Below are 25,730 nucleotides of genomic sequence, written 5' to 3'. Positions count from 1 at the left end.
AAGGAGTGAAGGCTATGACAAAGGCTTCAGAGCAAGCACCACTAAACCTAAGCGTCTATTTGACTGTACTGTTAAAACGCAGTCATTATGTTGTCCTAGTGGGTTTTATAGTAGGTGCCTTAAGCTACCTACTCGCTAGAACCTTACCGGTCCAATACAGTGCCAATGCAACTTTACTTATTGAAGCGCAAGCAAATAAAGCAGTTTCAATTAAAGATGCATACGACTTTGATACTAACAAAAAAGAATATTACTTAACGCAATTTGAATTATTAAAATCAAGAGCGCTGGCAGAAAAAGTTATCGACAAATTAGATCTTAAACATTCACCTGCGTTCTTGGCTCCATCTTATCCCGAAGGGATCGTTCTCATTGTAAATAAAGCTAAAGCACTAAAAAGTCAGTTACTCACCTTTTTTGGCCTAGAAGAGCCATCATATTCATCAACCACTAATGAGCCAGAGTCAGATAATCAAGATCTAGTAAAACAATTGCAAAGCAATCTTACTATTTCCCCCATTAGAAAAACCCAATTAGTCGTAATTAGCTATCAAGCAAGCACTCCACAGTTAGCCGCCGATATAGTAAATACACTTGGTCAGGCATATATCGAATCAAGCCTAGATGTTCAAACAAAAGTAACTCAACAGGCCTACTTTTGGCTGTCAGATAAGGTGGCAGAGCTAAATTCCGCCGTAACCCTCTCTGAGACTAAATTAGCTGACTTTTTAGAGTCCGAAAAATTAGTGGATTCGAGTGGCATTGACAGCTTACTCAACGCTGAGTTAACCAGACTAACAGAGCAATTAGCGGAAGTACGTAATCGCCGCATAGCCGCTGCATCAATTGATCAGCTGCTGAAAGTCAATAAGAATGTGTCGGTAGACCAATTGTCAACAATTCCCGCCATTTCTAATCACCCGCAAGTACGAGACATTAGAGTGTCTCAGCTAGAGACCGAAAAATACGTTTCCGAATTATCGAAACGTTATGGTCCCAAGCACGACAAACTTATTCAAGCTAAGGCGCAACTCCAAGCTTTAAACCAAAAAGCCAAGCAAATTATTAGCACCTTAGCCCAAGGAATAGAAAACGAACTAAATAGTACCAAACAGCAAGAAATAACCTTAAAAAGAGAACTTGAGAATAAAAAGTCAGAATTCCAAGAATTCACTAAAAAAGAGCTCGCTACCAAGCTTTAACAGAAGAGTTAGCCAGTAACCGCAAACTATATAATTTATTTCTGACAAGACAAAAGGAAACTTCCGCTACACAGGGTCTTACTGCTGCCGTTGCTCGGTTTGTCGATTATGCAATCGCGCCTAAATTACCGAGTGGACCAAATAAAAAGAAATGGGTGGCGGTATTTTCGATAATAGGCATGTTTTGTGCCGCAATATGTTTCTTTACCCGAGATCTATTTTATTCTCACTTTCGTCATGCCGGAGATGTACAGCAGCATTTAGAGGTCAATCCTATAGGTTTAGTGCCCAAAGTACCCCCTAAGAGCCTACAGCTAACAAACTGGAGTACAACTATTTCTGGCTTTAATCAACAGCCTCAATTTAACGAAGCAGTAAAAGATTTAAGAACCGCACTGATTCTTACACCAGAAGAGCAACAAAAAAGAATACTAATAACCTCTTCATTTTCTGGCGAGGGTAAAACATCGCTATCCATTAGTTTAGCGCTTTCAATGAGCAAGCTAAAAAAAGTGTTACTCATTGATGCAGATCTTAGGAATCCCAATATTGGTAAAGCATTTGGCTTAAAGCCCTCTCAACCCGGACTATCAAATTTAATCGTTATGGATATAAATTTAGATGAACTGATTATCAATCATACAGAGTCGGGGCTTGCATTAATCCCTGCGGGACTAGTTACCCACAACCCACAAGAGTTCTTAGCCTCTCCTCGATTTGGCCTTTTACTTAAGAAACTAGAGCAGCGCTATGACCACATTATTATTGATAGCTCTCCAATCGGCCCGGTATCCGATAGCTTACTTATTGGCCAACATGTAAATAGCGCTCTTTTTGTTATCAAAACCAACTCAACACCGGTGATGAAAGTACATCAAGCCCTCTCACGCTTAACACAACATAAAATCCCGGTTAGCGGTGTGGTACTCAATCAAATACTCAAAAAACAACGACAATATAATGTTGGGTACGGCTATGGCTATGACTATCAAACCGGTCAAGCATAAGGAAATCAGTATGGGAAAAATATTAGCGGTTGCATCGGCAGGAGGCCATTGGAAACAAATGATGAAACTAGCATCTGCGTTTCCTTGTGAATCCACTATTTACGTTACAACGGGTAAGGGACTGGCTGAACAAAATAATATAAATAATCATTACTTATTGATTGACGCAAACCGAGACAAACCTTGGCAAGTGTTAATACTTTTTTGGAAAGTCAGTAAACTCATTATAAAACAGAGGCCTAGTCATATTGTATCTACAGGAGCCGCTCCGGGCCTGATGTGTATTTTACTTGGTCGGCTAATAGGAGCCAAAACCCTTTGGATCGATAGCATTGCCAATGGAGAAAAGCTATCAATGTGCGGAAACTTATCAAAAAAAATTGCACATAAAACTCTATCTCAATGGCAGCATCTAAGCGATAAAAATGTCGAATTCCATGGAGCGGTAGTATGATGAATAAATCCTACGTATTCGTTACAACAGGGACTCAATTGCCTTTTGACCGTTTAGCGAAAGCAATGGACGAATGGGCTAAAAAAAATAGCGATAACACGGAGGTATTTGCACAACTAGGTGAAGGCGAATATCAAGCTAAGCACTTCGATTTTAAACTATTTCTTAGTCCTAACGAATATAAACAAAAAGTCGAGCAGGCTTCGTTATTAGTTGCGCACGCGGGCATGGGCTCAATACTCACAGCTCAAGAGTTTCAAAAGCCGCTTATTATTATGCCGCGTTTATTCGCCAAGGGTGAACACCGTAATGATCATCAACTGGCAACGGCCAAGCAATTCGCAAGCTATCCCGGAGTTTACATAGCGGAAAACGATCAACAACTCTTTGAATTATTAGATAATCGTGACCAGCTCATCCCTGCTAGTGAGCAAGAGAGCAACGATAGAAAGTCACTAATCAACTTTGTTAGTGAATTTGTTGCTAGCTAGGCAGTTAAATGAATAAATTTAATCATTACCTCCCGATAGTAACAAATGGCATAACCACCATATTGCTTAGCTTTTCTATGCTAGGAAATAATCTGTTCAATCGAAAAACACTGCTGATCCTGCTCATTATCGGTGTGTACAACTGTAGGCACAAATTAACAACACTCATAAAAAACAGCTTAAAACTGTGGCCTCTACTACTTCTCCTTGGCTGGTGTTTATTAAGCCAATACTGGTCTAGATGGCCTGAAGAAACGATTATGGCTGTATTTATTCAAATACTCATGTTAATCATGTGTTTTAGCTTGGTTGAAAGTTTAGGCACAGAAAAGACCAAAAAAATACTAATTAATGCTGCTATCTTAGCCATAATAATAAACCTTGTTTATATCCTTACTCACCCTAACTCAGCATTTTCTAGTAGAGGATTAACAAGTTTTTACTACAGTAAAAATAATATTGGTCTGGTCATGGCTATTAGCTCAATATTGTTATTTTTTTCTTATAAAACAAAATTTAAGTGGTTGTTATTCTGTTTAAGCTTTAGTCTGCTCCTTGCCACTAACTCAAAAACTTCATTAGTTCTCTTTATTTTGTGTTTACTACTTACTTGGCTATTTACTTTAAGCAGTACAACGGAGGACCCCAAAAGCCAGCTATTTTTTTATATGTTCTGCCAAACTATTGGGCTAACCGTAGTCATATATTTAAGCACCCACCAAGAAGAGTTACTCAACTACGTATACTACCAACTTGATGAAGATCTGCTCACAGGACGAGGTAAGCTTTGGTCAACCATGTTGTTACACGCAGAAGAACAACTAAATTATGGTTTAGGTTTTGAAGCCGTTTGGGTTGGAAGTGAAAATTCTGAAATTTATTACACAGAACTAGTTGAATCAGCCCCTCTTTGGGTTGAACAAATCGTTTCTAGCGACGGCGGCTATGTGGACATTTTAGTCTCGACAGGCTTTGTTGGCCTAGGCCTTACCCTATTTTTGTTTATTCACTGCTTTCTACTGGCACTACGCCACCCGTCGAGATCGGAGCTAGCGCCTTTCGTTGCTATTTTCTTGTTTACCATAGGCCACAATGTTACTGAATCAACCTTATTGATTTCTACCAATGTACTTTGGCTAATGTTTTTACTAGCTATTTTTAGCATGACTAATCCACCTAGCTCAGTGGAAACCTCCGTTTTCTCTACAAAATTAGTTTTTAGCGAGGGGGAAAATCTTGGCTAAATCAATTAATTTAAAAAATATGCTTTGGCATGCAATAGAATATTTTAGTCGAATCGCTTTTGGTTTATTAAGCGTTATTTTAGTCGCGCGTTATTTTGGCCCCGAAAGCTTAGGTAAGCTGAGTCAAGTTCAAGCCACCAGCGAACTACTTATATTTTTAGTCGTGTTGGGCTTAGACAATATCATTTTGCATGAGCTAGCTAAAAAGCCCCAGCGAGATACCATATTTTCCTGCTTCATTCTACAATCTATTGGCTGGTGCATGTATCTGCCTTTGCTGCTTCTGGCTGTATATATCATGCGCGAGCAGTTCTTAGCGTCAGATGTTTTAGTTATTATATTTGCTGTATCCCTCAACACTTATTTCACTCGAGCCACAATATTTAGGCTCTACTTCCAAGCCGTAAACTTACCTAAATTTATTGCTTGGGCAGCCATAACCTCAAGGTTCTTCGCTCTATTCTATATGCTCTTGGCTCTGTTTTTAGGATTGGAATATCAATGGGTTATATACTTTTTGCCGCTACAAGCTTTACTGCAAACCTTGTTATTAGCCATTACATTTCTTCGTCAAGGGCAGGGTGAAGGACAGTTTAAATTGTGTATTAATAAAATAAAATCAATGCTTAAACCGGCAATGCCAATTTTATTAGCCTCAGCCCTATTCCCCTTGTTTACTCAAGCTGACATTCTGATTATTTCAACCTTGCTAGATGATAAGAGTGTTGGCCTTTACTCAGCAGCAGCCAAGTTAGTGGCTCAGTTTATTTTTGTAGGTAACATTCTAACTCTCAGCTTTTTTAATATATTAGTTAGGAAGCAACAACAAAATGAGCATGACTATCAAAACTTTTTATCGGGTCTTAGCCAGTTAATATCAGCCTGCTCACTAGTTTTAGCATTAGTGGTGTTTCTTTTAGCTGACCCCATTGTAAATACGCTCTATGGTGAGCAATTTTCTCAGTCCAGTGAGATATTAAAAATTTTAGTTTGGAAATGGGTATTTATTATTCCTGCCGCATTATATAGTCGCTTATTAGTAGTAAACCAATTAACCAAGTACGAATTGAGTAAATCACTGATCGCCGCAGCTATCAGTATTGCCGCCAATATTATATGCATCCCTATCTTTGGTGTAAAAGGAGCGGCTTTAGTATCGCTACTCTCCTTCGCCTGCGCAGATTTATTGTTATATGGCGTATTTAAAGAAACGCGCTCTATTTTTTGGTTAGCCGTTGTTGGGCTGAAAGACCTAATACTAAAACCAATCAGCTCTTACAAAAAGGTGGTCTATGTCCTATCTAGCAAGTGAGCATGTTCAATTGTCATTGATCATTCCACTATATAATGCCAAAGAATATATATTGGAATTAGCCGATTCTCTCACCCAGCAATTACAAGATAAAGCTGTAGAGATAATATTTGTCAACGATGGTTCCACAGATAAGGGGCATGAGTTACTTGAAACTCATTTTCCTGAGTATTTCAAAACCTCTCAATTTAAGCTCCTCAACCAAGTTAACCAAGGCGTGAGCGTCGCGAGAAATATTGGCATAAAGACAGCAAAAGGAGCTTACATTGGTTTCATCGACGCTGACGACAAAGTTCTAGAAGACTATCTACCAACCATCATGGACGCGATCGAAACAAAACAGCCAGATATTATTGAGTTTGGTTTTAAGTTCTTAAAAAACGGGAAAATACAAAACGATGATATTTTTGTACACCAACAGTTTGGCTTAATGCCACTTAGCTCAGTGATAAACACCATCATGCTCCGCTCTATCTGGTATCCGTGGCTGCGGGTATTTAAGCGGAATTTGCTCTGCGAGAACTTTTTCCCAGCGGGCGTGCGTTTTTGCGAAGATATGATGGTTATCCCCACAGCGTACCAAAAAGCGCAATCAATTTATCATATAAACCAGGCCATCTATGCCTACCGGCTTAATGAGTCTGGCGCTACACTAAATGTAAAACCTGATTATTTGGAACATTTAGTCGCTTTCTATTGTTCAATCCCAAAGTCAAAAAGCTACAGCAATACACTTTATAAAAGCGGTGTTTTTTACGCTATTTACCGTTGCGCCTTAGAGTTAGGAGATAGCTTCCGCATACCTCTTAAAATTATATTAGATGCGAACCTGATAGGCCTTCGCTTACTCACAGAATCACGCCTTGGAATGCGTAGAAAGCTAATTCTTTTACTTCCTTACCCATTTATGTTTTTCCAACGCTTAAAAGGAAAAGTCGATGCGGATCGTGTTTAGAATTTCAAAGTTAGGATTTGGTGGAGCAGAACAAGTATTTCTCACCATTGCTCGTTATTTCCAACAAACCTATCAAGCAGAAATCATATTTGTGGTAGACCGGCTAGACGGTGACAACATTGAAAACGCCCGTAAAGCAGGTTTTCAAGTTGATACCCTTAATGCCCGTGATACCAAGCGCTCTATTTTGGCATTTGCTCACTACCTTAAAAAGCAGCCATGTAATCTCGTGATATCTGCCTATCCTGATACCAACGTTGCATGCTTATTATCAAAAAAGATCGCCGCCAGCAGAGTGCCAGTACTAGTCACCGAACACTTATCATTGTATGAACAGATGAAACGAGCAAATTGGCTACGTAAAGCCAAACTTTATTGCTTTGTTGCGTTTATGTATCGCTTGGCCGATGCCGTAGTCTGTGTCTCTGAAGGTTTGGAGCAAGAAGTGCGCAAGCTGCTGGGAAACAAGGTTCCCATTGATGTGATACACAACCCGGTCAGAACTTTTCCAACTAAACCAAAGCAAAGGACTAGCAAACGCTCTACAACCAAAACAATACTTGCCATGGGTAGAATTACCGCGCAAAAAGATTACGAAACGCTCCTCAAAGCTTTTGCCTTAGTCAGACAACAACAAGATAGTAAATTGGTCATTGTAGGCGGTGTACTCGACGAGGCCTACAAACTAAGCTTAGATAAATTGGTAGTTGAACTACAACTAGACCACGATGTTGAGTTTGTCGGTTATTCAAATACCCCCGAAACGTTCTACCAACAAGCTGACTTATTTGTACTGTCTTCTGCCTTTGAAGGCTTTGGCAATGTAATAATTGAAGCTCTCAATTTTGGATTACCAGTGGTGAGTACCGATTGTAACTATGGCCCTTCCGAGATCCTCAAGGCTGGTGAATTTGGCTTACTCTCTCCGGTAGGAAACTACCAACACTTGGCCAATAATATCGTCAAACAACTACAACACCCCATTGCTAGTAGCCATAGTCGCATAGCCCGAGCTCAACAATTTTCGGTAGATATAGTGGCAGAAAAATACTGGCAAAAAATGACGAGACTCTGCCATGGGTAGACTCAGTGTCAAACAGATAATATATAGCGACCTATACCGCTACTACGGAGAGGCAAACCTCAAACTGGCGGTGATGGCTTATTTTAAGGAAAAGGGCTTCCGATTTACTTTTTGGCTAAGACTCGCAGCACATTGGGATAAGAAACCGATAATACGTTGGTTACCTAAGCTGATGTTCATGTACCAAAAACGCAGTTTAGTCTCGGATATAAATTATCGCGCCACCATTGGTCCTGGTTTTTGTATTCGACATGTATTTGGAACCACCTTCGGAGCCAAAGCCATCATAGGCAAGAATGTCACCATCACGCATAACGTAACAATTGGTGGCCGCCTTGGGGCTTATCCAATAATTGGCGACAACGTTTATATTGGCCCAGGAGCCTCTGTTCTTGGCGCTATAACCATCGCAAATAACGCCATTATCGGCAGCAATGCAGTAGTAACAAAAGATGTGCCTGAGAGTGGTGTGGTGGTCGGAAACCCAGGGAAGTTAGTTTCGACTAAAGGAAGTCGCGACTATATAGAGCACCCCTACAGTGAGGAATAAATCATGAAAATAATAAGTTTAGGAACCAAGCAACAGGGTGGCATCGACTCGGTGATAAAGGCTTACGAAGAAGATGGTTTTTATGCAACAAATGTTCAACATATACGTATTGCTACCCACCACGGCGATAACAAATGGAAAGACGCCCTCCGCTTCCCTATGGCTTGTAGTAAAATCGTATTTCAACTCCTATCGACTAAATTTTCAATTGTTCACGCCCACATGTCATACAAGGGTAGTTTTTGGCGAAAGCTAATCTGCTTACTTTTAGCAAAAGCTTGTGGCGCGAAAACGATCATCCATTTACATGGCAGTGAGTTCAAAGACTTTTATCAACACTCTAGTCGCTTCACTCAATATTGGATCCGCTGGTTAGTTCGGCACTGTGACCAATTTGTCGTATTATCGCAAGGATGGGCAGATTATATTAAGTCAATCTCAGGCGTATCGGCCACAGTGATTCCAAACTACATAAAGGTGCGCCCTTCAATAGCAATTGAGCGTAAAACTAAAGATCTATTATTTCTTGGTGCATTAATTGATCGAAAAGGAATTTTTGATTTAGCGCATGCTTGTGCTGCTTTAACTGATAAAAGCTTCACCCTACATATCTGTGGTGCAGGCGACAAACAGCAGGCGTTTACTGATTTAATCGCTCAATTAGGTATTGACGATAAAATAGTTATGCACGGCTGGATTGATACAGAGCAAAAACAGCAACTTCTAAAATCTTGTACAGCCCTCGTGCTGCCCTCTTATAACGAAGGGTTACCCATGGTAATTCTTGAAGCAATGGCTTACAAACTCCCCATTGTAAGCACTACGGTAGGAGCAATTCCTGAAGTATTGAAAGACCGCGACTCAGCCTTATTGTATGCACCAGGAGATATAGAAAGCTTAAGCCAAAAATTGTCGCAATTGTTAGCCAGCCCTTCACTACAGCGGCAATTATCCGAGCGTGCATTTGTAATCTATCAAGACTACACGCCGGAAAAAGTATTACCCAACTTAGGAGCTGTCTATGAAAATTTATACTCTAGTTAGTCTGTTTTTACTGACCCTATGTATTAAGACTAACGCCGCAGCACCGCCGCCGTTAGCCAAAGACCCACAAGTAAAACAGCAAGTGTTAAGTACTATAGATGCACTACAACATAGCCAGTATTTTTCCATTGAAGCAGCTCCTAATGAGAGCCTGTTTATTCACGATAATTATGTCAGCATGACTTTAGAGGAAGATACAGCTGAGATCTATAATGGTATTAGATCAGAATTGGTGTTTAACAACCCCTATTTGGAAGAAGATGAATTGGAATATCGTTTTCAAATCCGTTTCGAAGAAGGCTTTGATCAAAATTTAAGTTTTTATTGGTGGCTATTCGCTCAATGGCACGATCAACCCGATAGAAACCTTGGTGAAACATGGATTAACTTCCCATCAAACTCTCCACCAGTATCTCTAGCATTAAAGTCAAAAAGTGACCTGTTGGGTATTGCGCTACTCATTAATGGAAATTTCTATTACTGGCAAGAAATAGAAACATACCGTTGGTATGATATTGCCTTTAATATAAAGTGGAGCACAGAAGAAACAGGAGAAGTCACGTATTGTATAGATGGAAATTGCCATCCTAAAATCATAGAAAGAAATATGTTAAACCACTATCAACACTATTTTAAAATAGGCCAGTACAGAAACAGAAACACAACATCAAAAAACACTATAAGCATAAAAGAAATAAAGATAACAAATATAAACATCACCAACTAGGTTATAAAAATCACTCACCAAACAAAAACCAAATTACAGCTATCAACACATTAAAAAAGAAAACGACATGATAAAAAACAAGAATGAATTAAACTACTTCTTGGCAGCAGATAAATTCGCACTAGGAATAAAGAAAAAAAGGCCTGGAATAACAGATGAAATATGGAAATTTCAAATTGCGCTAAGACATGTTGAATATTACAAAAACATAAAACCATCAATACTTAATAAAATAAAGCTTCGCATATTTCAGATTAAAAAACATAGACTAGCACTAAAACTAGGATTTCATATTCCTAGTAATGTCTTTGGTCCCGGACTAAGAATCAACCATTATGGTAATATCATTGTAAACGGAGCAGCAAAAGTTGGTATGTGGTGTGACATTCACCAGGGCGTTAATATTGGCTCCAATAATTCTGAAAATGGAGACACGTTAGTTCCACAAATAGGTGACAATGTTTGGATAGGACCTGGAGCAAAGTTATTTGGAGCTATAACCGTAGGAAACGAGGTTCAGATTGCAGCAAACGCTGTAGTTAATAAAGATATAATTAACAACTCAACTGTTGCAGGAATACCTTCAAAAATAATAAAAAACACAGGTACAGAAGCTATATGCGTTTCAGCAAACAAGTCAAAAACTAAAGAGTTTTTTAAGCTTCATCCTGAATACAATATCTATCTAAAAAAATAAAATCACCATAATTTCCAGAATCAAAATATAAACAATGTTAAAAATATAAAATTCGATAAAGAATCAAGAAACGCCCTTTCAGTCGTTTAGTATTTAATGGTGGCGTTGTTTCCTAAATCAGATTGAACTAACTCAGCAGTCGCGGATCTGATCAGTATCTATATCTGTCGGGTCACCAAACATGGGTAAAGCGAAAGGCAACATCACCAACTGGAAGCTGTACAACAGTGCACTGAAGCAACGCGGCTCATTGACCTTCTGGATGGATGAGAAAGCCATAGAACTATGGAATAACACTGAGCGCAGTGGTCGTCGAGGGCGCAGCCAAACTTACAGTGACACCGCTATCGCAACTACGCTGATGATTAAAGGCGTATTCAAGTTACCACTGCGTGCTCTTGAAGGCTTCATCAACTCATTGTTTCGCCTGCTCAAGGTCGACTTAAAATCTCCCGATTACAGTTGTATAAGCAAGCGAGCAAAGACTGTTGAAGTCAACTATCGCCTACCTAGCCAAGGTCAAGCGGCTCACCTCGTTATCGATGCTACAGGTCTTAAGGTGTTTGGCGAAGGAGAGTGGAAGGTGCGTAAACACGGCGCTGAAAAGCGTCGAGTCTGGCGAAAACTGCATATGGCAGTAGATGCCCAGAGCCATCAGATAGTGAGTGCTGAGGTCTCGATGGACTGGGTTCACGATAGTGAAGTGTTACCCACCTTGTTGAGACCGCTGCGGCGCAAAGTGAAAGCAGTAAGCGCTGATGGTGCCTATGACACACGGCAGAGCTATCAAGAAGTACAACGTAAGAAGGCTGTTGCACTAATCCCTCCACGCAAGAATGCAGGTATGTGGGAAGCGGGTCACCCACGGAACGTTGCAGTAAAAGCCTTGAAGTAAGGTGAGTTGGAAAACTGGAAACGGGACAATGCTTACCATCTTCGTTCACTATCGGAGACGGCGATGTATCGTTTCAAACAACTGCTTAGCGACAAGTTGAGTCTACGTTGTTACAACGCCCAAGTCGGTGAAATCATGGCCGGAGTGTGCGCGTTGAACAAAATGAGCAGGCTAGGTATGCCTGCTCGTCAGCTAGCTGAATAAAGAGGAAAACGCCTTGAGGTTACTGCGTTCGTTGCACTGAATTGATCAACAAGGCCTTTAATGGTAAGTCTCCGCAGGTAAAAAAATGATGAAGACTCGCAGCAACCAATAGGAATTTTCCGAGTGAAAGACAAACATCTAAGAGCCATTGTTATTGTTCTATGCCTGCTGCCTTTAATCACCAGCATAATGAAGTCAGCGAGTATCTATGATAGTGAGCTACAAAACATCGAACATTTTGCGGGTGGCGACGGGGTCATCCATTGGCTTAGCGCATTTATGGTGGCCACCCTTCTGCAATGGGCTTATTGGCCAAGTTTCAGAGCCAAGTGTTGGCTCGGTCTACCAAGGCTTTATTACTTACTTTATGTCATCTTCACCCTCGATGAGCTAGCGCAAATCGCGCTACCGACTAGAGATTTTGATTTATCTGACTTACTGATTAACTACTTTGGCTTAACTAGCTCATTTATTATTGCCAGCCTATGGGCACATTATCAACAGCGTCGTCGTCAAATACCTTAAGCCCAGGGCTGAAAAAAAAATGCCGATGAATCATCGGCATTTTTATCACTGAAAGTTAACTTATCTACCCGTTTTAAACTTAGTCCACAAACGGGTGCGTACACGTTCTACTCGTGGTGGAATGCTCATAAAGCCGTAAAGATGCTCTGCCGCTTCTTCGCTAGGGTAAATGCCTTCGTGAGCAGCGATTTCTGGGTCAATTAGCGCCGTCGCTTTAGTATTAGGATTAGCGTACCAAACATAGTCGGTCACCTTGGCAATCACTTCGGGGCGAAGAATGTAGTTAATAAAGGCATGCGCATTCTCAGGATGTTTAGCATCTTTAGGAATGGCAAACATATCAAACCAAACACCGGCGCCCTCTTTAGGAATAATGTATTCTAGCTCAACACCATTATCGGCCTCGGCCGCACGGTCACCCGCCATCAATACATCACCCGACCAACCAATCGCCACACAGATATCACCGCTGGCTAAGTCATTAATGTACTGCGAGCTATGGAAGTAGCGAACATGGGGACGCAATTGCTCCATCAAGTCTTCAATTTCACCTTGATAGTCGCCAGGCTTGCTGCTGTTGGGATTTTTACCCATGTAATTGAGCATCGCCGCCACTACTTCGCTAGGCGCATCCAAAAAGGCCACGCCACATTGGCTTAGTTGGCTAACGATAGCGGGGTCAAACACTAAAGACCAAGAGTTTAAGTCGGCGTCTTCACCCAGAATTTCTTTTACTTTGTTAACGTTATAACCAATACCGGTGGTTCCCCACATATAAGGAATGCCGTATTGATTACCTGGGTCGTAATTTTCTAAGGTCGCTAATAACTTAGGGTCAAGGTTATCCCAGTTAGTCAGCTTACTGCGGTCTAGCTTTTGGTAAACCCCAGCGGTAATTTGCCGCGCATAAAAATCGTGAGAGGGTGAAACAATATCAAAACCCGTACTACCCGAAAGTAGTTTGGCTTCTAATACTTCGTTGGAATCAAATACATCGTAAATCACCTTAATTCCGGTTTCTTTTTCAAACTCAGAAATAGTGTCTTCTGCGATGTACTCAGTCCAATTGTAAACATTAAGTACTTTCTCTTCTTGAGCTATTACTCCGCTAGTGCTTAAGGCTAATAAGCTTACTAGCGCCATGTTTATTCTATTCACTCATGCAATCCTCAATATCGGGTGATGATTCACTCACCACGGTGATAGTTAAATATTCAGTTTAGTTTAAGTCACGTTTTTCGACCGACAAAACACGACTTTTGGTCAGTAAAAAACGTCGCGAGATAGTAACGGGTAATTAACTGAAACCCAAGTGCTAGCTGGCTAACAATTATCCAAAAAAGGCCTTTGAAAAGGCTTTACTCCTCGTTAAAATTGACGATTAGCCTGAATTTAAGGCAATAAACCGCGCCATAGCTGAACAGAGAGCGCTTAACACAACAGGAAGGAAGACCTAAAAAACAATGATTAGCGACCAACAAATCGAGACCATACGTCAGCAATTGAGCCAACAACTCAGTGAAATTCAACAACGCCTAGAACAAGACGATCATCTGATTAAAGATAAGAGCGAGTTAGGCGATGACGTAGACCGGGCCAACCAAGAAGAGTCTCAACAACTGCAGCTTAATCGTCGTCAACATGATCTTGCCCATGTGAAAAGCATTAAAGACGCACTGCGCCGTATTGAAGATAAAGACTATGGTTTTTGTGAAGCTTGTGGCGAAGACATTAGCGCTGCACGCCTTAACGCGCGGCCGGAATCTCGCTACTGCATCGACTGCCAAGATTACCGAGAGCGTAAAAATAGTCAATACGCTTAATCTACTGATAAATAATCTTAGTATTCCTTATTAAGATCATATTCACTAGGCTTGCTCGCTGCTATAATTCCACTCCGATTTCACATCGGATTAGGATCAGCGAGCATGAACAACCCGCTTTATCAAAAGCACATTATCTCCATCCCTGATTTTTCTCGTCAGGAGCTAGAGTTAATTGTCGATACCGCCCAGAGTATTAAACAACAACCCCGCCCTGAATTACTGAAAAATAAAGTGGTTGCCAGCTGTTTTTTTGAGGCCTCTACCCGTACCCGTTTGTCTTTTGAAACCGCAGTACAACGTTTAGGCGGCAGCGTGATCGGCTTTGCCGATGGAGCGAACACCTCTTTAGGGAAAAAAGGCGAAACCTTAGTCGACTCTGTAAAAGTGATATCTTCTTACAGCGACGCATTTTTTATGCGCCATCCGCAAGAAGGCGCTGCTAGGTTGGCTAGCGAGTTCTCTTCGGTGCCGGTGATTAACGGCGGCGATGGTTCTAACCAACACCCTACCCAAACCTTGTTAGATTTATTTACCATCTACGAAACCCAAGGCTCGCTAGAAGGCCTAAAAGTCGCCTTTGTGGGTGATTTAAAATACGGCCGCACGGTTCACTCTCTCACCCAAGCCTTATCTTTGTTTGGCTGTGAGTTCTACTTCATTGCACCAAGCGCCTTGGCGATGCCTGACTACATCATCGAAGAGCTGAATGAGCGTAATATCAACTACAGCTTGCATGACAGCATTGAAGAGGTGGTTGGCGAGCTAGATATTTTATACATGACGCGTGTACAAAAAGAGCGCTTCGATGAGACCGAATATCAGCACATGAAATCGAGCTTCATTCTGCGCGCCAGTATGCTGAGCGAAGTAAAAGACAATTTAAAAATTCTTCATCCGCTGCCACGGGTGGATGAAATCACCACCGATGTTGATAGCACCCCTTACGCCTACTACTTTGAGCAAGCGGAAAACGGTGTATATGCTCGCCAAGCCCTGTTGGCACTGGTAATGACCAACGAATTTGGAGCCTAATCATGAAGAAAAAACTACAGGTAGAAGCGATTGCTCATGGTACGGTAATCGACCACGTTCCGGCTGGCCAAGGCATTAAAATCTTAAAGTTTTTCCAACTGTCTGCGGCACAAGAGCGAATCACCGTAGGGCTTAACTTACCCAGTGGCGAGCGCCAACAGAAGGATCTTATCAAGGTAGAAAATACCGTATTTGACGAGAACCAAGCCAATCAGCTGGCCTTGTTCGCGCCTAACGCCACCATCAATGTAATTGAAGATTTCGAAGTAGTACGTAAATTCCATGTATCTACCCCGGAACAAATCAAAGGGGTCTTTGCTTGCCCTAACAGTAATTGCATTAGCCATAACGAACCCATAGACAGTAACTTCTATGTGCGCCACCAGCAGCAAGAGATTAAATTGAAATGCCATTACTGCGAGAAATCCTTTGATCGCAGCCTATTCTCCGAGCTCGATTAAGCGCCACATCCACTCAGCCTCACGGAGTATGTAAGCTCGGTGAGGCGACTCGCACTAAGCTAATGTCTACAACGCTTTACATCTCAGCAAAACTCAGTGGCTAAAGTTTGCTTTTTTTCAGCAATGGTAATCCAAGTTTCTAAAAACTTCGTTACTATGGCTAGTAATTAAATTCTTTTTATAGCTAGATAATCTCGTATCTAATAAGGATGTTAAGATGCCAAAATACTTCAGTCCCGCACTCGGTTTAAGTCTACTGCTTAGCATAACAGCTCATGCTCGCCCAATATCTGAGCCTGCTGGCTGGTCGGGGGCAATTAACCTTAACCTGGGCTACAGCAATAGCCAGAATCAGTTTTCTACCGATGACGACAATCAAATCACTAACGACTTGAATAACAGCGGTAAAACCATTAACTCTGCGCTACTCTTCCCATTGCTTACCATTAATTACACCACAGCAGACTTACGTAACCAGTTCTTTTTAGGGAACAGTCGCGAAAACCTAGGCCGGGCTCAGTTTCAATACGAACTAGGCTACCGCCGCATGCTAAGTCAGCGCAGCAAGCTGACTCTGGCTTACTTTCCCGAACTTCCACTGTTGAATGAAACCTGGAGCGATCCTTATCTGACCAATGTGGCCAGACAGGAAACCGAAGAAAACTATCAAGGAGGCAGACTGCGCTATGAAGCGATTGGCGATAGTCCAGTGACCTTAGAGTATATCTATGCTAAACGCACTATAGACAAAGAAACCAGCGGTCACGCGCTATTTGGCGCGAACTCAACTCAAGCCCAAGCGCTACGCCGTGAAGCCGACTTACATCGGATTATCGCCGAAGGCTTCGTTCCTCTCTCGAAAACGTGGACCTTTACTCCAGCGCTAGCGTATACCACCGCCAAGGCTCAAGGCAGTGCTAACGACTTCAACCAATACGCGCTGCGACTTAATGGCTTATACCGTTCAGGACAACACTTGCTCAACCTCAATGCCGAATATAGCTATACCAAATATTCTGCTAGCAACCCGGTATTCGCCAATCAAACTCAGCAAGATGATAGCTATTCCTTATTCGCCCTGTATGTCTACAACCAACCTTTTGCCTGGAAAAACGCTTTTTTCAATATCATCGCAGGCTACAGCCAAAGTGACTCCAACATTAGCTTTTACGACAGCAAAGGCAGCATTGCCGCCTTTGGTTTTGGCTACAACTTCTAAGGCCGAATAGACGACTCGACTTAAGCGATACGGTTCCTCGCTTAGGTCGAGCTCAATAAGCCTAACAAGCCATAATATTCCCTTTATCATTTAATTTATTTATTAATGAATTAGCCATACAATCAGCTATTATCAATCAGATAAACCATCTTACTAATCGCAAAAATACCCCAAGGAGGGAGTATGTTTTTGGATTTCTTCGCGCTCGGCATGCTATTTTTCGTTGGTCTAACGCTGTTTTACGGGATCATTGCCATTCACGACATTCCCTATGAGATATCTAAACACCGCAACCACCCCCACCAAGATGCCATCCATGTTGCTGGCTGGGTCAGCTTATTTACCTTACATGTACTTTGGCCCTTCCTTTGGATTTGGGCCACGCTTTATCGCGAAGAGCGCGGTTGGGGCTTTCAACAACTGCAGGAAAAAGAACAACAGTTAGAACAAGATGAACAACAACTGGCTTCCCGAGAACAAGAACTGAGCGAAGAAGTGGCCAAACTAAAACGTCAGGTGGCCATCATCAGCAAGCACGTTCAACAGCTAGAACAAGGGGAGGATAAATAGTGGATTTATTACTGATTCTTAGCTACGCCAGTGTTTGTATCGCTATCTTTAAAATATTTAATATCCCACTCACCAAGTGGACCGTGCCAACCGCCGTACTTGGAGGCGTAATCATTGTTGGGGCATTGATTATTTTAATGAACTACAACCACCCCTACACTGCCCATGGTCGGCAAATTTATACCTCGGTACCAATTATGCCTGTAGTACGAGGTAAAGTAATTGAGGTGCCGGTTCAAGCTAATCAGCTATTAAAACAAGGTGATGTATTATTTAAATTAGACCCAGAACCCTTTCAAGCGGTAGTCGACCAGCGCCGCGCCGAACTGGCCGCCGCTGAGCAACTGGTTCCTCAGCTACTGGCACAATTCAACAGCGCTCAAGCGGCCACCAATGCGGCGAAAGCCGAACGAGACCGCAGCCAAAAAGTCTATCAACGCTACGCAGAAGGCCGCAGAAAAGGCGGTGCCAATAGCCCCTTTAGCGACTTAGAAGTAGAAAACAGACAACAAGCTTATTTGAGTGCTGAGGCTAGATTGCAGGTAGCTCAGGCCAACGAGAGCAATGCCAGAATGGCCTATGAGTCACAAATTGACGGCGTAAATACCACTGTTGCCAGCTTACTCGGCCAACTAGACAAAGCCCTATTTGACTTAGAGCAAACCGTTGTTCGCGCTCCCACCGACGGTTATGTTACACAACTAGGCTTACGGGTGGGCATGGTAGCCGTACCGATGCCACTGCGTCCGGTGATGACCTTCATTCCCAAAGAGCAGTCACTGTTTGTGGGTGCCTTTTGGGAAAACTCTATCAACCGCTTAAAAGAAGGCGACCCTGCTGAGTTTATAGTCGACGCCAAACCGGGCATGGTATTTAAAGGCAAGGTGCGCCAAGTGCTGCCAGCCATTGCCGAGGGTGAATTTCAAGCTAACGGCCGGCTACTGGGCGCGGAGGTATTTTTTAAACACAGTCGCAGCCTAGTACTGATTGACCCAGAACCGCGTTTTGACGAATTTAACTTTCCCATGGGAGTCAGTGGCCAAGTGGCCATTTATACCGAGCACTTCCATCACCTCTCGGTGATGCGTAAAGTCTTACTCAGAATGCAAGGTTGGCTGAACTACATCTTCCCCTTCCATTAAGCCATCACTACGGGCTAGCCTTAGCTAGCCCATTTAACCGTCTAAGCCTTACACCCGCAGAGCCAATACTTAAGCCAGCTTTAGCCAGCCCGATTAAGATTCCAAGTCCTGTACCCGCTGAGTCAGCGCCACCAACTCAGCCCTTAACTGGTCAATTTGCGCCTGTAAATCGGCCTCAGTTACAGGGCTTACCGGCACCTCGCTCGCTACTGTTAGTGGCTGCTCTGCAGAAAACAAATGTGCATAACGCGACTCACGCTTACCCGGCTCGCGCTCGAGTTTTACCACCAAAGCTCCAGTTGCATGGTTGGCCAACTCGTTCAAGCTTTGCTCCACTTGCTGAACGCTGGCGAAGTTAGCTAAACGCTGGCTACGGGTACGCAACTCTCCCGGCGTTTGCGGGCCACGTAAAAACAATAAACAAATAATCGCTCGCTGCTGCTCACTCAGTTGTAAACCACCAAACGGGGTATTACAAAAACGATGCTGGTAACGCACTACTCGCCCCGACATCGGCGCTTCGGTAACCAAACGCAGATTTTGCAATTGCTGCAAAACATCTTGTACCTCGGCTTCGCTTAAGGCCATGACTGGTTCTCGATTGCTTTTTTGATTACAGGCTAAAGTCAGCGCATTGAGCGACAAGGGGTACTGATCTGGAGTGGTAGTTTCCTTTTCTAATAGGGCTCCTATCACTCGCAGTTGTTCAAGGCTTAAATTTTGTTCCACGTTCACCTCTTTGAAGCTAGAAATAGTTTTTATCGTTAGATACCTGCGATAAAGAATACGCCAAAGCCCGCTCCGAAACAGCCATTCTTTACTCGTTTATAAATCATCATTATGGATAATTTTTATCTTCACTATGATAGAGTGAATTTTATACAATTTAGCTTCTAAAATGAGCTTTATTTGATGTAGATTGATACAGCCCTATTGGTTTCTAGCTAGGCTGAGCGATAACTGCGATAGATATCGCTAAATATGGAAATTTTTGTCTTATGGTAAGCTGGATATAACACACTATGGAATCATTTCGTTGGACTGCAGATTTTGAGACAGGCATCACTCAAGTCGACCAGCAGCATCGCCAGCTAATCAACTTAATTAACAAAATCGGTCGGCTACTCACTGAAAACCAAACCTCAAGCAGCGAACTAAAAGCGCTCAACATCGAATTGCATACTTACGTAAAAGAGCACTTTCAAACCGAAGAGCAGTTAATGGCGCAACATCAAGTCGATATTCGCCACCTTAAGCCGCATGTGCAAGCCCACCATGAGTTTTTAAATGAAATATCCAAGTTAAATCAACTCGACCAATCAGTAAAATATCAACAGGTTAAAAACCTACTAGATTACTTAATTCAGTGGTTGGCTTACCACATTTTGGGCATCGACCAAGTGCTGGCTAAGCAATTGCAAGCCATTCAACAAGGCCACTCAGCAGCCCAAGCTTATGAGGCCAGTGAGCAACCGAATGACTTAGCTACCGAACCCTTAATTGGCGCCTTACGCGGGCTGTTCCATCAGGTGAGCATTCGCAACCACGAACTGGTTGAGCTCAACCAGAATCTGGAAAAGAAGGTTCAAGAGCGCACCCTAGCCTTGCAGAAAACCAACCGGCATTTACAATCCTTAGCCCATACCGACGTACTCACCGGCTTACCCAATCGACGTCACGCCATGCTGCAGTTAAAGGAGTTATGGACACAAGCCGCGCAACTGCAGCAACCTTTATCTTGCATGATGATAGATGCCGACCACTTCAAGCAAATCAATGACAACAATGGCCATGATGCAGGTGACGCAGTATTAATGTTACTAGCGAGAGCCCTACGAGAATCGGTACGAAACGACGATGTGGTGGCCCGCTTAGGAGGAGACGAGTTTCTGTTAATCTGCCCTAATACCAACTTGCAAGACGCCCATCAATTAGGCCACTCATTACGCGAACGGATCAGCCAAATGCCGCTCAACAACAGCAAATACTCGGTCAGTGTGAGCATTGGTATCGCCTCACTAGATAAGAGCATGGAGCATCATGAGATGCTGATCAAAGCCGCCGACAAAGCGGTTTATCAAGCCAAAGCCGACGGTAAAAACTGTGTCCGAGTGTATCAAAGCTCAAGCCAACAACAAGTAGGCTAAGGGCTATACTCGGCGGTGTGCTCAGGCTAGTATATGGTGGCGAGCCACCGCAACCCATTCTCTTCGCCGAGGGCCTTCAGACATGAGCGTCGACATTAGCTGGCTGGCCTTGGCTGGCTTTTCTCTGATACTAATAGTGCCGCTAGGCTTAAACCGCTACTTCAAGTTAGCTCTGGGTAAGGACTTAATTGGCAGCTTACTACGGATGCTGGTACAACTCAGTTTGCTGGGTTTGTACTTACAATACCTCTTTGAACTCAATAATCTTTGGCTCAATCTAGGCTGGCTGGCCTTAATGTTACTGGTTGGAGCTAGCGCCATTGTCGGCAAGGCCAAGTTGCCACAAAAAGTGTTATTACTGCCCGTATTGGCGGGCTTAGTAGTAGGTTTAAGCCCAGTATTGCTAATCTTGCTATTGGGTTTACTACAGCTGCAGCCTTGGTACCAAACCCAGTACCTAATTCCACTGGCGGGCATGCTGCTAGGCAATAGCCTCAGTGGAAATATCGTCGCCCTGCAACGCTTATTTAACGCACTCAGTGAAAAGCAAACCGAATACTATGGCTACCTAGCGCTGGGAGCAAACCGTCAACAAGCCACCGAAAGCTTTGTGCAATCGGCCATGCAGCAAGCACTGGCTCCCTTGCTTGCATCAATGAGTACCATGGGGCTGGTAACCCTGCCCGGCATGATGACCGGGCAAATTCTTGGCGGTAGCGATCCCCTAATCGCAGTGAAATACCAAATACTGATTTTAATCGCTATTCTGGTGATGCTGAGCTTGTCACTGGCTTGTACTCTCAGCTTATGCGTTCGCTTGGCTATTAGCCCTTCCGGTTTAGTGCGCATAGCAACTAGCCACAGTAAAATAGCTTCCTAACGTTCCCTTTTGTTAGGCCTTGAACAGGCTAGTTACGCCCCATTGCTTAGCAAGAGCGCGCCAATCTAGTGCAGCTTTTTTCCCAATTTTGGCTAAGCAGAGCAACGATCGCGTTGATTTCATTTACACTGTGCAAGTGGTACATTTTTAGCTGAGCAAAAATCACCCGCTGCACAAGTTTACTGAGTCGAAAGAAGGCGCAACATTGGCATAGGATTTGGAGGGTTAGAACTAGGATTTTAACATCACACGGTGTGACAACTCGCAGTTTCGCTTGTCGCCGTAACTAAATGGAGTTAACACTATGAGCCAAACCAATGATTATCCCCTTTCGGCGGTGCCACAAAGCGCCCGCAAAGGATTTTGGTCTACCGCTTTTGTTCTGTTAGGTTTTACCTTTTTCACCTCTACCATGTGGGCCGGTGGCACACTGGGCACATCCTTTAGCTTTGGCGAGCTACTCTGGATCATCTTAATTGGTAACCTATTACTCGGCAGCTACGCCGCTGGCCTTGCCTATGTGGCCTATAAAACCGGTTTAAATTCGGTCTTGTTGGGGCGTTATTGCTTCGGTGAACAAGGCAGTAAGTTGGCCGATTTTGTATTGGGCTTCACCCAAATTGGCTGGTATGCCTGGGGCACGGCAACCATCGCCATTATTTTAGTTAAGTTATTAGAATTACCCGAAGCTTATACCACTCCACTGATGATCGTATTCGGCTTCGGCTTTTGCATTACCGCCTTCATCGGTTATCAGGCCCTAGCGCTACTATCTAAAATATCGGTGCCCGCCATGTTAGCGTTTATTGGTATTTCGATTTACCAAGGCAGCATCGACATCGGCGGTTTAGCGCAGCTAAGCAACATCTCGCCAACTGACAGCATGCCCTTCGCAGCTGCCATCACCATGGTATTTGGCACCTTCGTAAGTGGTGGTACTCAAGCCACCAACTGGAGCCGCTTTGCCAAAAGCGGACGAATTGCGGTAGTGACCACCTTATTGGCCTTCTTTATTGGCAACGGTTTAATGGTGTTTGTGGGAGCCTTCGGCGCGATGATTTATCAACAAGCCGACATCGTTGATGTACTGGTTGCTCAGGGCTTCATACTGATTGCGGTACTGATGTTATTTGCCAATATCTGGACCACCCAAGACAATACCATTTACAACTTTGCCGCCGCTGGCTGTAACCTATTACGCACCGACAAACGACGCACCATTACCGTTGTGGGGCGGCCATTGGTACGGTATTAGCCGTGTTTGGTATGTATAACATGCTGATCCCCTTCCTAATTTTACTCGGCACCTTTATTCCGCCAATTGGCGCCATCATCATGGCTGACTTTTGGTTTAAACATCGCAGCAACCCACCCAGTTTAGATAAGATCAAACTACCAGCCTTTGATGCCTGTGGTTTGAGCGCTTATGCCGTGGGTTCTGCTGCTGCTTATTTCTCACCTTGGATTGCACCGTTAGTGGGGATTGTTGTATCAGCCAGTGTTTATGCGCTATTGCTATACATCCGTTCAGCTCAACCGGTGGCCAAACCCTCAGCTAGCTAGGAGCGAACTTGGCTTTACGCGCTCGTGACATTCCTTTAATTGCCGGTTTAGGCAGCATCAAGCTGCTCACCGGCGAACATTCACAACAAGCGATTCGCTGGCCTTATCTGGCGGAGAATCGCGAACTAGCCCCTTGGTTAGTTGGTGGCGAACTGGTGTTTGTCACCGGCATTAACTTACAACGCAGCGAACAAGAATACTGCCAGCTGATTGATGAAGCCTTGGAAAAATCAGCTGCCGGTATCGTGATCCTCACCGACTCGGAGTTTATTGACCACATACCCGCCGGAGTGCTGGATTACGCGCGCAGCAAACACTTTGCCATTTTAGAGCAGCCTTATTCGCTGCCCATGGTAAAGGTCACCGAGTTAATTTGTAACGCCTTAATTCAAGACAATCTCTCTAGCCACTCACTGCAACACTTTGTAAGTGATGTGCTAGGCAGCCCTAAACCCCTGTCATCGCTATCACAACAACGAGGGCAAGAATTAGGTATAAATTTAAATCAAGCGATGGGCGTAGCCCTGCTCCAGCCGCAACAAGATGAAGACATCAATCTTAGCGTCTGGCTTTTTCAGCTAAAGCAGTGGCTAAATCATGTGCACAGCCCCTACCCTCCGCTTGAGTATCATCATGGTTGGTATTTGTTGCTCCCCTTAACTGCGCAAGATTCCATTGAACAACAGCGCAGTCATTGGCTTGGGCTGAAGCGCCATTTGCACCAACAACAGCTTAACTTCAATTTAGGCATTAGTGCCAGCTTAAGCGGCTGGTTACAGCTAGGGCAAGCCGCCCAACAGGCTAAGCAAGCAGCCGAATTCGCCCAACTGCAACAGCATAGTGCCATTGTGCACTATCTCGATTTAGGCATTAGTCGGGTATTTGCCGCGGTAGAAGACAGCCAACTTCTGGTGGAGTTTTGTCGGCTCAGGTTGGGCCCCTTGTTTGGCAATTCACAACCTGCCATGAGCCAGCTAAAACATACTCTACGCTGTTATTTCGACAACTTAGGGTCACTGCGGCAAACCGCTAAAGAGCTCAACATTCACCGTAATACCCTGAATCACCGCTTAAACAAACTGCAAGCGCTGACCGCTTGTCAGCTCAATCATGCTCAGCAACGTTTAGAGCTACAAAATGCTTTGTTGATGGAGCCTTTGGCTATTCAGCGCCAAGCAACTAAAGAATAAGGATAATTATGAACATCATTAACGCTCGCCTGCGTGGCCAAACTTCGTTATACAGCATACATGTTGAGCAAGGCGTATTTACCGCCATTGAGCCGCAAAGCGCCACGCTAAGCCCATCGCTGAACGCATCGGAAATAGACGCACAAGGCAACTTAGTTTGCGCGCCTTTTGTCGAGCCGCACATCCATTTAGATGCGGTCCTCACCGCCGGTCAGCCTAAGTGGAACCAAAGCGGCACCTTGTTTGAAGGAATTGAGCGCTGGAGTGAACGCAAACCCCAGCTCACCGCCGAAGACATTGAACAGCGGGTGTTAAAAACGGTGCAGCTATTAGTAGAAAATGGCGTGCAATATATTCGAACTCACGTGGATGTTACCGATCCGTCACTAACGGCACTGAAAACCATTGCCGGTTTAAAAGAAAAACTCTCTAAGGTGATTGAGCTACAAATTGTGGCTTTTCCTCAAGAAGGGATCTGCTCTTTTCCTAATGGCAAACAGCTAATGGAGCAAGCAATTGAGCATGGAGCCGATGTGATTGGCGGCATTCCCCACTTCGAATTTACCCGTGAATATGGCGTGGAGTCGATGCACTGGGTAGTGGCTTTAGCCAAACAACATGGGCTGTTGGTAGATGTACACTGTGATGAAATTGATGATGAGGCCTCACGTTTCTTGGAAGTGCTCGCCACCGCTGCTTTAGAGCAAGGCATGGGCGAGCGCGTCACCGCCAGCCACACCACAGCGATGCATTCTTACAACAATGCCTATTGCTCTAAGTTATTCCGGCTACTAAAAAAGTCTAAAATTAACTTTGTTTCTTGCCCCACCGAAAGTATTCACCTGCAAGGGCGCTTCGATACTTATCCCAAGCGTCGCGGCATCACTCGCGTCAAAGAGTTACGCGAAGCTGGCATGAACGTTTGTTTTGCTCAAGACTCGATCCAAGATCCTTGGTATACCCTCGGCAATGGTAAGCTACTTCGCGTGCTCGATGCTGGCCTTCATATTTGTCACATGATGGGTTATCGCGACTTGTCCACCGCTCTGGACTTAATCACCATCAACGGCGCCAAAACCCTGCAAGTAGAGCAGCAATATGGTATCGAAGAGGGAAAACCGGCCAATTTCATCATTTTGCAGGGCTGCGACGACTTAGCGGTGATTCAGCAACAGGGGGAAGTGCTATATTCGGTGCGCCAAGGGGAAATACTGGTACAGCGCCAGCCCGCTAGTTTGCTGAAAACCACTCACTTAAGCTAGCCCGCCTTAGCGCTTTAAATCACTAGGCCTGCAGATTGGCAGGCCTA

The 25,730-nt window shown here is 43.8% G+C and carries 27 protein-coding genes and 1 pseudogene; 26 read left to right on the top strand and 2 right to left on the bottom strand.

What is annotated here, in order from left to right; translation table 11 throughout:
• Window positions 1–14: 14 nt before the first annotated feature.
• The 14 genes and pseudogenes from AR383_RS14635 (at window position 15) to AR383_RS14570 (ending at window position 12,391) form a co-directional block, all read left to right on the top strand.
• Window positions 15–1,202, top strand: a complete 1,188-nt coding sequence (locus AR383_RS14635; RefSeq protein ID WP_055733801.1) for a GumC family protein — start codon at window positions 15–17, stop codon at window positions 1,200–1,202.
• Between the two features lie 155 nt (window positions 1,203–1,357).
• Window positions 1,358–2,209: a CpsD/CapB family tyrosine-protein kinase gene (locus tag AR383_RS14630; RefSeq protein WP_157051752.1), complete on the top strand. Its 852-nt coding sequence runs from the start codon at window positions 1,358–1,360 to the stop codon at window positions 2,207–2,209.
• 10 nt (window positions 2,210–2,219) lie between these two features.
• Complete coding sequence (locus AR383_RS14625; protein WP_055733799.1) at window positions 2,220–2,663, top strand: glycosyltransferase family protein; 444 nt, start codon at window positions 2,220–2,222, stop codon at window positions 2,661–2,663.
• On the top strand, window positions 2,660–3,154 hold the full coding sequence (locus AR383_RS14620; protein ID WP_055733798.1) for a glycosyltransferase: 495 nt from the start codon (window positions 2,660–2,662) through the stop codon (window positions 3,152–3,154). Before AR383_RS14625 ends, AR383_RS14620 begins: the two co-directional genes overlap by 4 nt.
• A gap of 8 nt (window positions 3,155–3,162) precedes the next feature.
• A complete protein-coding gene (locus AR383_RS14615) occupies window positions 3,163–4,398 on the top strand; it encodes an O-antigen ligase family protein (protein ID WP_083481631.1) in 1,236 nt (411 codons plus the stop codon).
• The gene (locus tag AR383_RS14610) at window positions 4,391–5,710 is read left to right on the top strand and encodes an oligosaccharide flippase family protein (protein WP_055733796.1); all 1,320 of its coding nucleotides are present in this window, start codon (window positions 4,391–4,393) and stop codon (window positions 5,708–5,710) included. Before AR383_RS14615 ends, AR383_RS14610 begins: the two co-directional genes overlap by 8 nt.
• The gene (locus AR383_RS14605) at window positions 5,691–6,665 is read left to right on the top strand and encodes a glycosyltransferase family 2 protein (protein ID WP_055733795.1); all 975 of its coding nucleotides are present in this window, start codon (window positions 5,691–5,693) and stop codon (window positions 6,663–6,665) included. The genes AR383_RS14610 and AR383_RS14605 overlap by 20 nt, the downstream gene beginning before the upstream one ends.
• On the top strand, window positions 6,649–7,749 hold the full coding sequence (locus AR383_RS14600; RefSeq protein WP_055733794.1) for a glycosyltransferase: 1,101 nt from the start codon (window positions 6,649–6,651) through the stop codon (window positions 7,747–7,749). Before AR383_RS14605 ends, AR383_RS14600 begins: the two co-directional genes overlap by 17 nt.
• On the top strand, window positions 7,742–8,299 hold the full coding sequence (locus tag AR383_RS14595; protein ID WP_055733793.1) for a serine O-acetyltransferase: 558 nt from the start codon (window positions 7,742–7,744) through the stop codon (window positions 8,297–8,299). The genes AR383_RS14600 and AR383_RS14595 overlap by 8 nt, the downstream gene beginning before the upstream one ends.
• A gap of 3 nt (window positions 8,300–8,302) precedes the next feature.
• The gene (locus AR383_RS14590) at window positions 8,303–9,343 is read left to right on the top strand and encodes a glycosyltransferase family 4 protein (RefSeq protein ID WP_055733792.1); all 1,041 of its coding nucleotides are present in this window, start codon (window positions 8,303–8,305) and stop codon (window positions 9,341–9,343) included.
• Window positions 9,321–10,070, top strand: coding sequence for a heparin lyase I family protein (locus tag AR383_RS14585; protein WP_055733791.1), 750 nt, complete (start codon window positions 9,321–9,323; stop codon window positions 10,068–10,070). Before AR383_RS14590 ends, AR383_RS14585 begins: the two co-directional genes overlap by 23 nt.
• Window positions 10,071–10,137: 67 nt before the next feature.
• Window positions 10,138–10,767 (top strand): serine O-acetyltransferase, encoded by a 630-nt coding sequence (locus AR383_RS14580; RefSeq protein WP_083481630.1) that lies wholly within the window; start codon window positions 10,138–10,140, stop codon window positions 10,765–10,767.
• Window positions 10,768–10,948: 181 nt separating this feature from the next.
• Window positions 10,949–11,866: pseudogene (locus AR383_RS21345) on the top strand (IS5 family transposase).
• Between the two features lie 123 nt (window positions 11,867–11,989).
• Entirely contained in the window at window positions 11,990–12,391 is a 402-nt protein-coding gene (locus tag AR383_RS14570) for a hypothetical protein (RefSeq protein WP_055733790.1), read from the top strand.
• A 60-nt stretch (window positions 12,392–12,451) separates the two neighbouring features.
• Here the strand turns inward: AR383_RS14570 and AR383_RS14565 are convergent, their stop codons facing one another.
• Window positions 12,452–13,549 (bottom strand): extracellular solute-binding protein, encoded by a 1,098-nt coding sequence (locus tag AR383_RS14565; RefSeq protein WP_373869480.1) that lies wholly within the window; start codon window positions 13,547–13,549, stop codon window positions 12,452–12,454.
• Between the two features lie 305 nt (window positions 13,550–13,854).
• Between AR383_RS14565 and AR383_RS14560 the strand changes: the two genes are divergently transcribed.
• The 6 genes from AR383_RS14560 to AR383_RS14535 all read left to right on the top strand — a co-directional run bounded on the left by AR383_RS14560 (window position 13,855) and on the right by AR383_RS14535 (window position 18,641).
• A complete protein-coding gene (locus tag AR383_RS14560) occupies window positions 13,855–14,214 on the top strand; it encodes a TraR/DksA family transcriptional regulator (protein WP_055733788.1) in 360 nt (119 codons plus the stop codon).
• 105 nt (window positions 14,215–14,319) lie between these two features.
• Window positions 14,320–15,249 (top strand): aspartate carbamoyltransferase, encoded by a 930-nt coding sequence (pyrB, locus tag AR383_RS14555; protein ID WP_055733787.1) that lies wholly within the window; start codon window positions 14,320–14,322, stop codon window positions 15,247–15,249.
• 2 nt (window positions 15,250–15,251) lie between these two features.
• The gene (gene pyrI / locus AR383_RS14550) at window positions 15,252–15,710 is read left to right on the top strand and encodes an aspartate carbamoyltransferase regulatory subunit (RefSeq protein WP_055733786.1); all 459 of its coding nucleotides are present in this window, start codon (window positions 15,252–15,254) and stop codon (window positions 15,708–15,710) included.
• A gap of 217 nt (window positions 15,711–15,927) precedes the next feature.
• The gene (locus tag AR383_RS14545) at window positions 15,928–16,929 is read left to right on the top strand and encodes a DUF2860 family protein (protein ID WP_055733785.1); all 1,002 of its coding nucleotides are present in this window, start codon (window positions 15,928–15,930) and stop codon (window positions 16,927–16,929) included.
• A 183-nt stretch (window positions 16,930–17,112) separates the two neighbouring features.
• Window positions 17,113–17,499 (top strand): DUF3302 domain-containing protein, encoded by a 387-nt coding sequence (locus AR383_RS14540; protein WP_055733784.1) that lies wholly within the window; start codon window positions 17,113–17,115, stop codon window positions 17,497–17,499.
• The gene (locus AR383_RS14535; RefSeq protein ID WP_055733783.1) at window positions 17,499–18,641 is read left to right on the top strand and encodes an HlyD family secretion protein; all 1,143 of its coding nucleotides are present in this window, start codon (window positions 17,499–17,501) and stop codon (window positions 18,639–18,641) included. The genes AR383_RS14540 and AR383_RS14535 overlap by 1 nt, the downstream gene beginning before the upstream one ends.
• A gap of 93 nt (window positions 18,642–18,734) precedes the next feature.
• Here AR383_RS14535 and AR383_RS14530 read toward each other — a convergent pair whose 3' ends face one another.
• Window positions 18,735–19,370, bottom strand: coding sequence for a YceH family protein (locus AR383_RS14530; protein WP_055733782.1), 636 nt, complete (start codon window positions 19,368–19,370; stop codon window positions 18,735–18,737).
• 293 nt (window positions 19,371–19,663) lie between these two features.
• Here AR383_RS14530 and AR383_RS14525 point away from each other — a divergent pair, with 293 nt between their 5' ends.
• From AR383_RS14525 to codA, 6 genes are all read left to right on the top strand, one after another.
• A complete protein-coding gene (locus tag AR383_RS14525; protein ID WP_055733781.1) occupies window positions 19,664–20,788 on the top strand; it encodes a GGDEF domain-containing protein in 1,125 nt (374 codons plus the stop codon).
• 82 nt (window positions 20,789–20,870) lie between these two features.
• Window positions 20,871–21,668 carry an ABC transporter permease gene (locus AR383_RS14520; protein ID WP_055733780.1) on the top strand — a complete coding sequence of 266 codons (798 nt, stop codon included), beginning with the start codon at window positions 20,871–20,873 and terminating at the stop codon, window positions 21,666–21,668.
• 304 nt (window positions 21,669–21,972) lie between these two features.
• On the top strand, window positions 21,973–22,923 hold the full coding sequence (gene codB / locus AR383_RS14515; RefSeq protein ID WP_232304748.1) for a cytosine permease: 951 nt from the start codon (window positions 21,973–21,975) through the stop codon (window positions 22,921–22,923).
• Window positions 22,924–22,925: 2 nt separating this feature from the next.
• Window positions 22,926–23,231: an SLC5/6 family protein gene (locus tag AR383_RS22160; RefSeq protein WP_232304747.1), complete on the top strand. Its 306-nt coding sequence runs from the start codon at window positions 22,926–22,928 to the stop codon at window positions 23,229–23,231.
• Between the two features lie 8 nt (window positions 23,232–23,239).
• Complete coding sequence (locus AR383_RS14510) at window positions 23,240–24,421, top strand: PucR family transcriptional regulator (protein ID WP_055733779.1); 1,182 nt, start codon at window positions 23,240–23,242, stop codon at window positions 24,419–24,421.
• Between the two features lie 8 nt (window positions 24,422–24,429).
• Window positions 24,430–25,683, top strand: a complete 1,254-nt coding sequence (codA, locus tag AR383_RS14505; RefSeq protein ID WP_055733778.1) for a cytosine deaminase — start codon at window positions 24,430–24,432, stop codon at window positions 25,681–25,683.
• The last annotated feature ends 47 nt before the right edge of the window (window positions 25,684–25,730 follow it).

This window comes from Agarivorans gilvus, assembly GCF_001420915.1.
In the GTDB taxonomy this organism is placed as follows: domain Bacteria; phylum Pseudomonadota; class Gammaproteobacteria; order Enterobacterales; family Celerinatantimonadaceae; genus Agarivorans; species Agarivorans gilvus.
Note: the sequence above shows the minus strand (reverse complement) of the source record. Positions and strands in the feature narration are given on the sequence as shown.

Bases quoted from the DNA above. Each gene is read 5' to 3' on its own strand.
- AR383_RS14635 (WP_055733801.1), top strand. From the start codon at position 15: ATGACAAAGGCTTCAGAGCAAGCACCACTAAACCTAAGCGTCTATTTG.
- AR383_RS14625 (WP_055733799.1), top strand. From the start codon at position 2,220: ATGGGAAAAATATTAGCGGTTGCATCGGCAGGAGGCCATTGGAAACAA.
- AR383_RS14620 (WP_055733798.1), top strand. From the start codon at position 2,660: ATGATGAATAAATCCTACGTATTCGTTACAACAGGGACTCAATTGCCT.
- AR383_RS14615 (WP_083481631.1), top strand. From the start codon at position 3,163: ATGAATAAATTTAATCATTACCTCCCGATAGTAACAAATGGCATAACC.
- AR383_RS14605 (WP_055733795.1), top strand. From the start codon at position 5,691: ATGTCCTATCTAGCAAGTGAGCATGTTCAATTGTCATTGATCATTCCA.
- AR383_RS14600 (WP_055733794.1), top strand. From the start codon at position 6,649: ATGCGGATCGTGTTTAGAATTTCAAAGTTAGGATTTGGTGGAGCAGAA.
- AR383_RS14595 (WP_055733793.1), top strand. From the start codon at position 7,742: ATGGGTAGACTCAGTGTCAAACAGATAATATATAGCGACCTATACCGC.
- AR383_RS14590 (WP_055733792.1), top strand. From the start codon at position 8,303: ATGAAAATAATAAGTTTAGGAACCAAGCAACAGGGTGGCATCGACTCG.
- AR383_RS14585 (WP_055733791.1), top strand. From the start codon at position 9,321: ATGAAAATTTATACTCTAGTTAGTCTGTTTTTACTGACCCTATGTATT.
- AR383_RS14580 (WP_083481630.1), top strand. From the start codon at position 10,138: ATGATAAAAAACAAGAATGAATTAAACTACTTCTTGGCAGCAGATAAA.
- AR383_RS14560 (WP_055733788.1), top strand. From the start codon at position 13,855: ATGATTAGCGACCAACAAATCGAGACCATACGTCAGCAATTGAGCCAA.
- pyrB (WP_055733787.1), top strand. From the start codon at position 14,320: ATGAACAACCCGCTTTATCAAAAGCACATTATCTCCATCCCTGATTTT.
- pyrI (WP_055733786.1), top strand. From the start codon at position 15,252: ATGAAGAAAAAACTACAGGTAGAAGCGATTGCTCATGGTACGGTAATC.
- AR383_RS14545 (WP_055733785.1), top strand. From the start codon at position 15,928: ATGCCAAAATACTTCAGTCCCGCACTCGGTTTAAGTCTACTGCTTAGC.
- AR383_RS14540 (WP_055733784.1), top strand. From the start codon at position 17,113: ATGTTTTTGGATTTCTTCGCGCTCGGCATGCTATTTTTCGTTGGTCTA.
- AR383_RS14525 (WP_055733781.1), top strand. From the start codon at position 19,664: ATGGAATCATTTCGTTGGACTGCAGATTTTGAGACAGGCATCACTCAA.
- AR383_RS14520 (WP_055733780.1), top strand. From the start codon at position 20,871: ATGAGCGTCGACATTAGCTGGCTGGCCTTGGCTGGCTTTTCTCTGATA.
- codB (WP_232304748.1), top strand. From the start codon at position 21,973: ATGAGCCAAACCAATGATTATCCCCTTTCGGCGGTGCCACAAAGCGCC.
- codA (WP_055733778.1), top strand. From the start codon at position 24,430: ATGAACATCATTAACGCTCGCCTGCGTGGCCAAACTTCGTTATACAGC.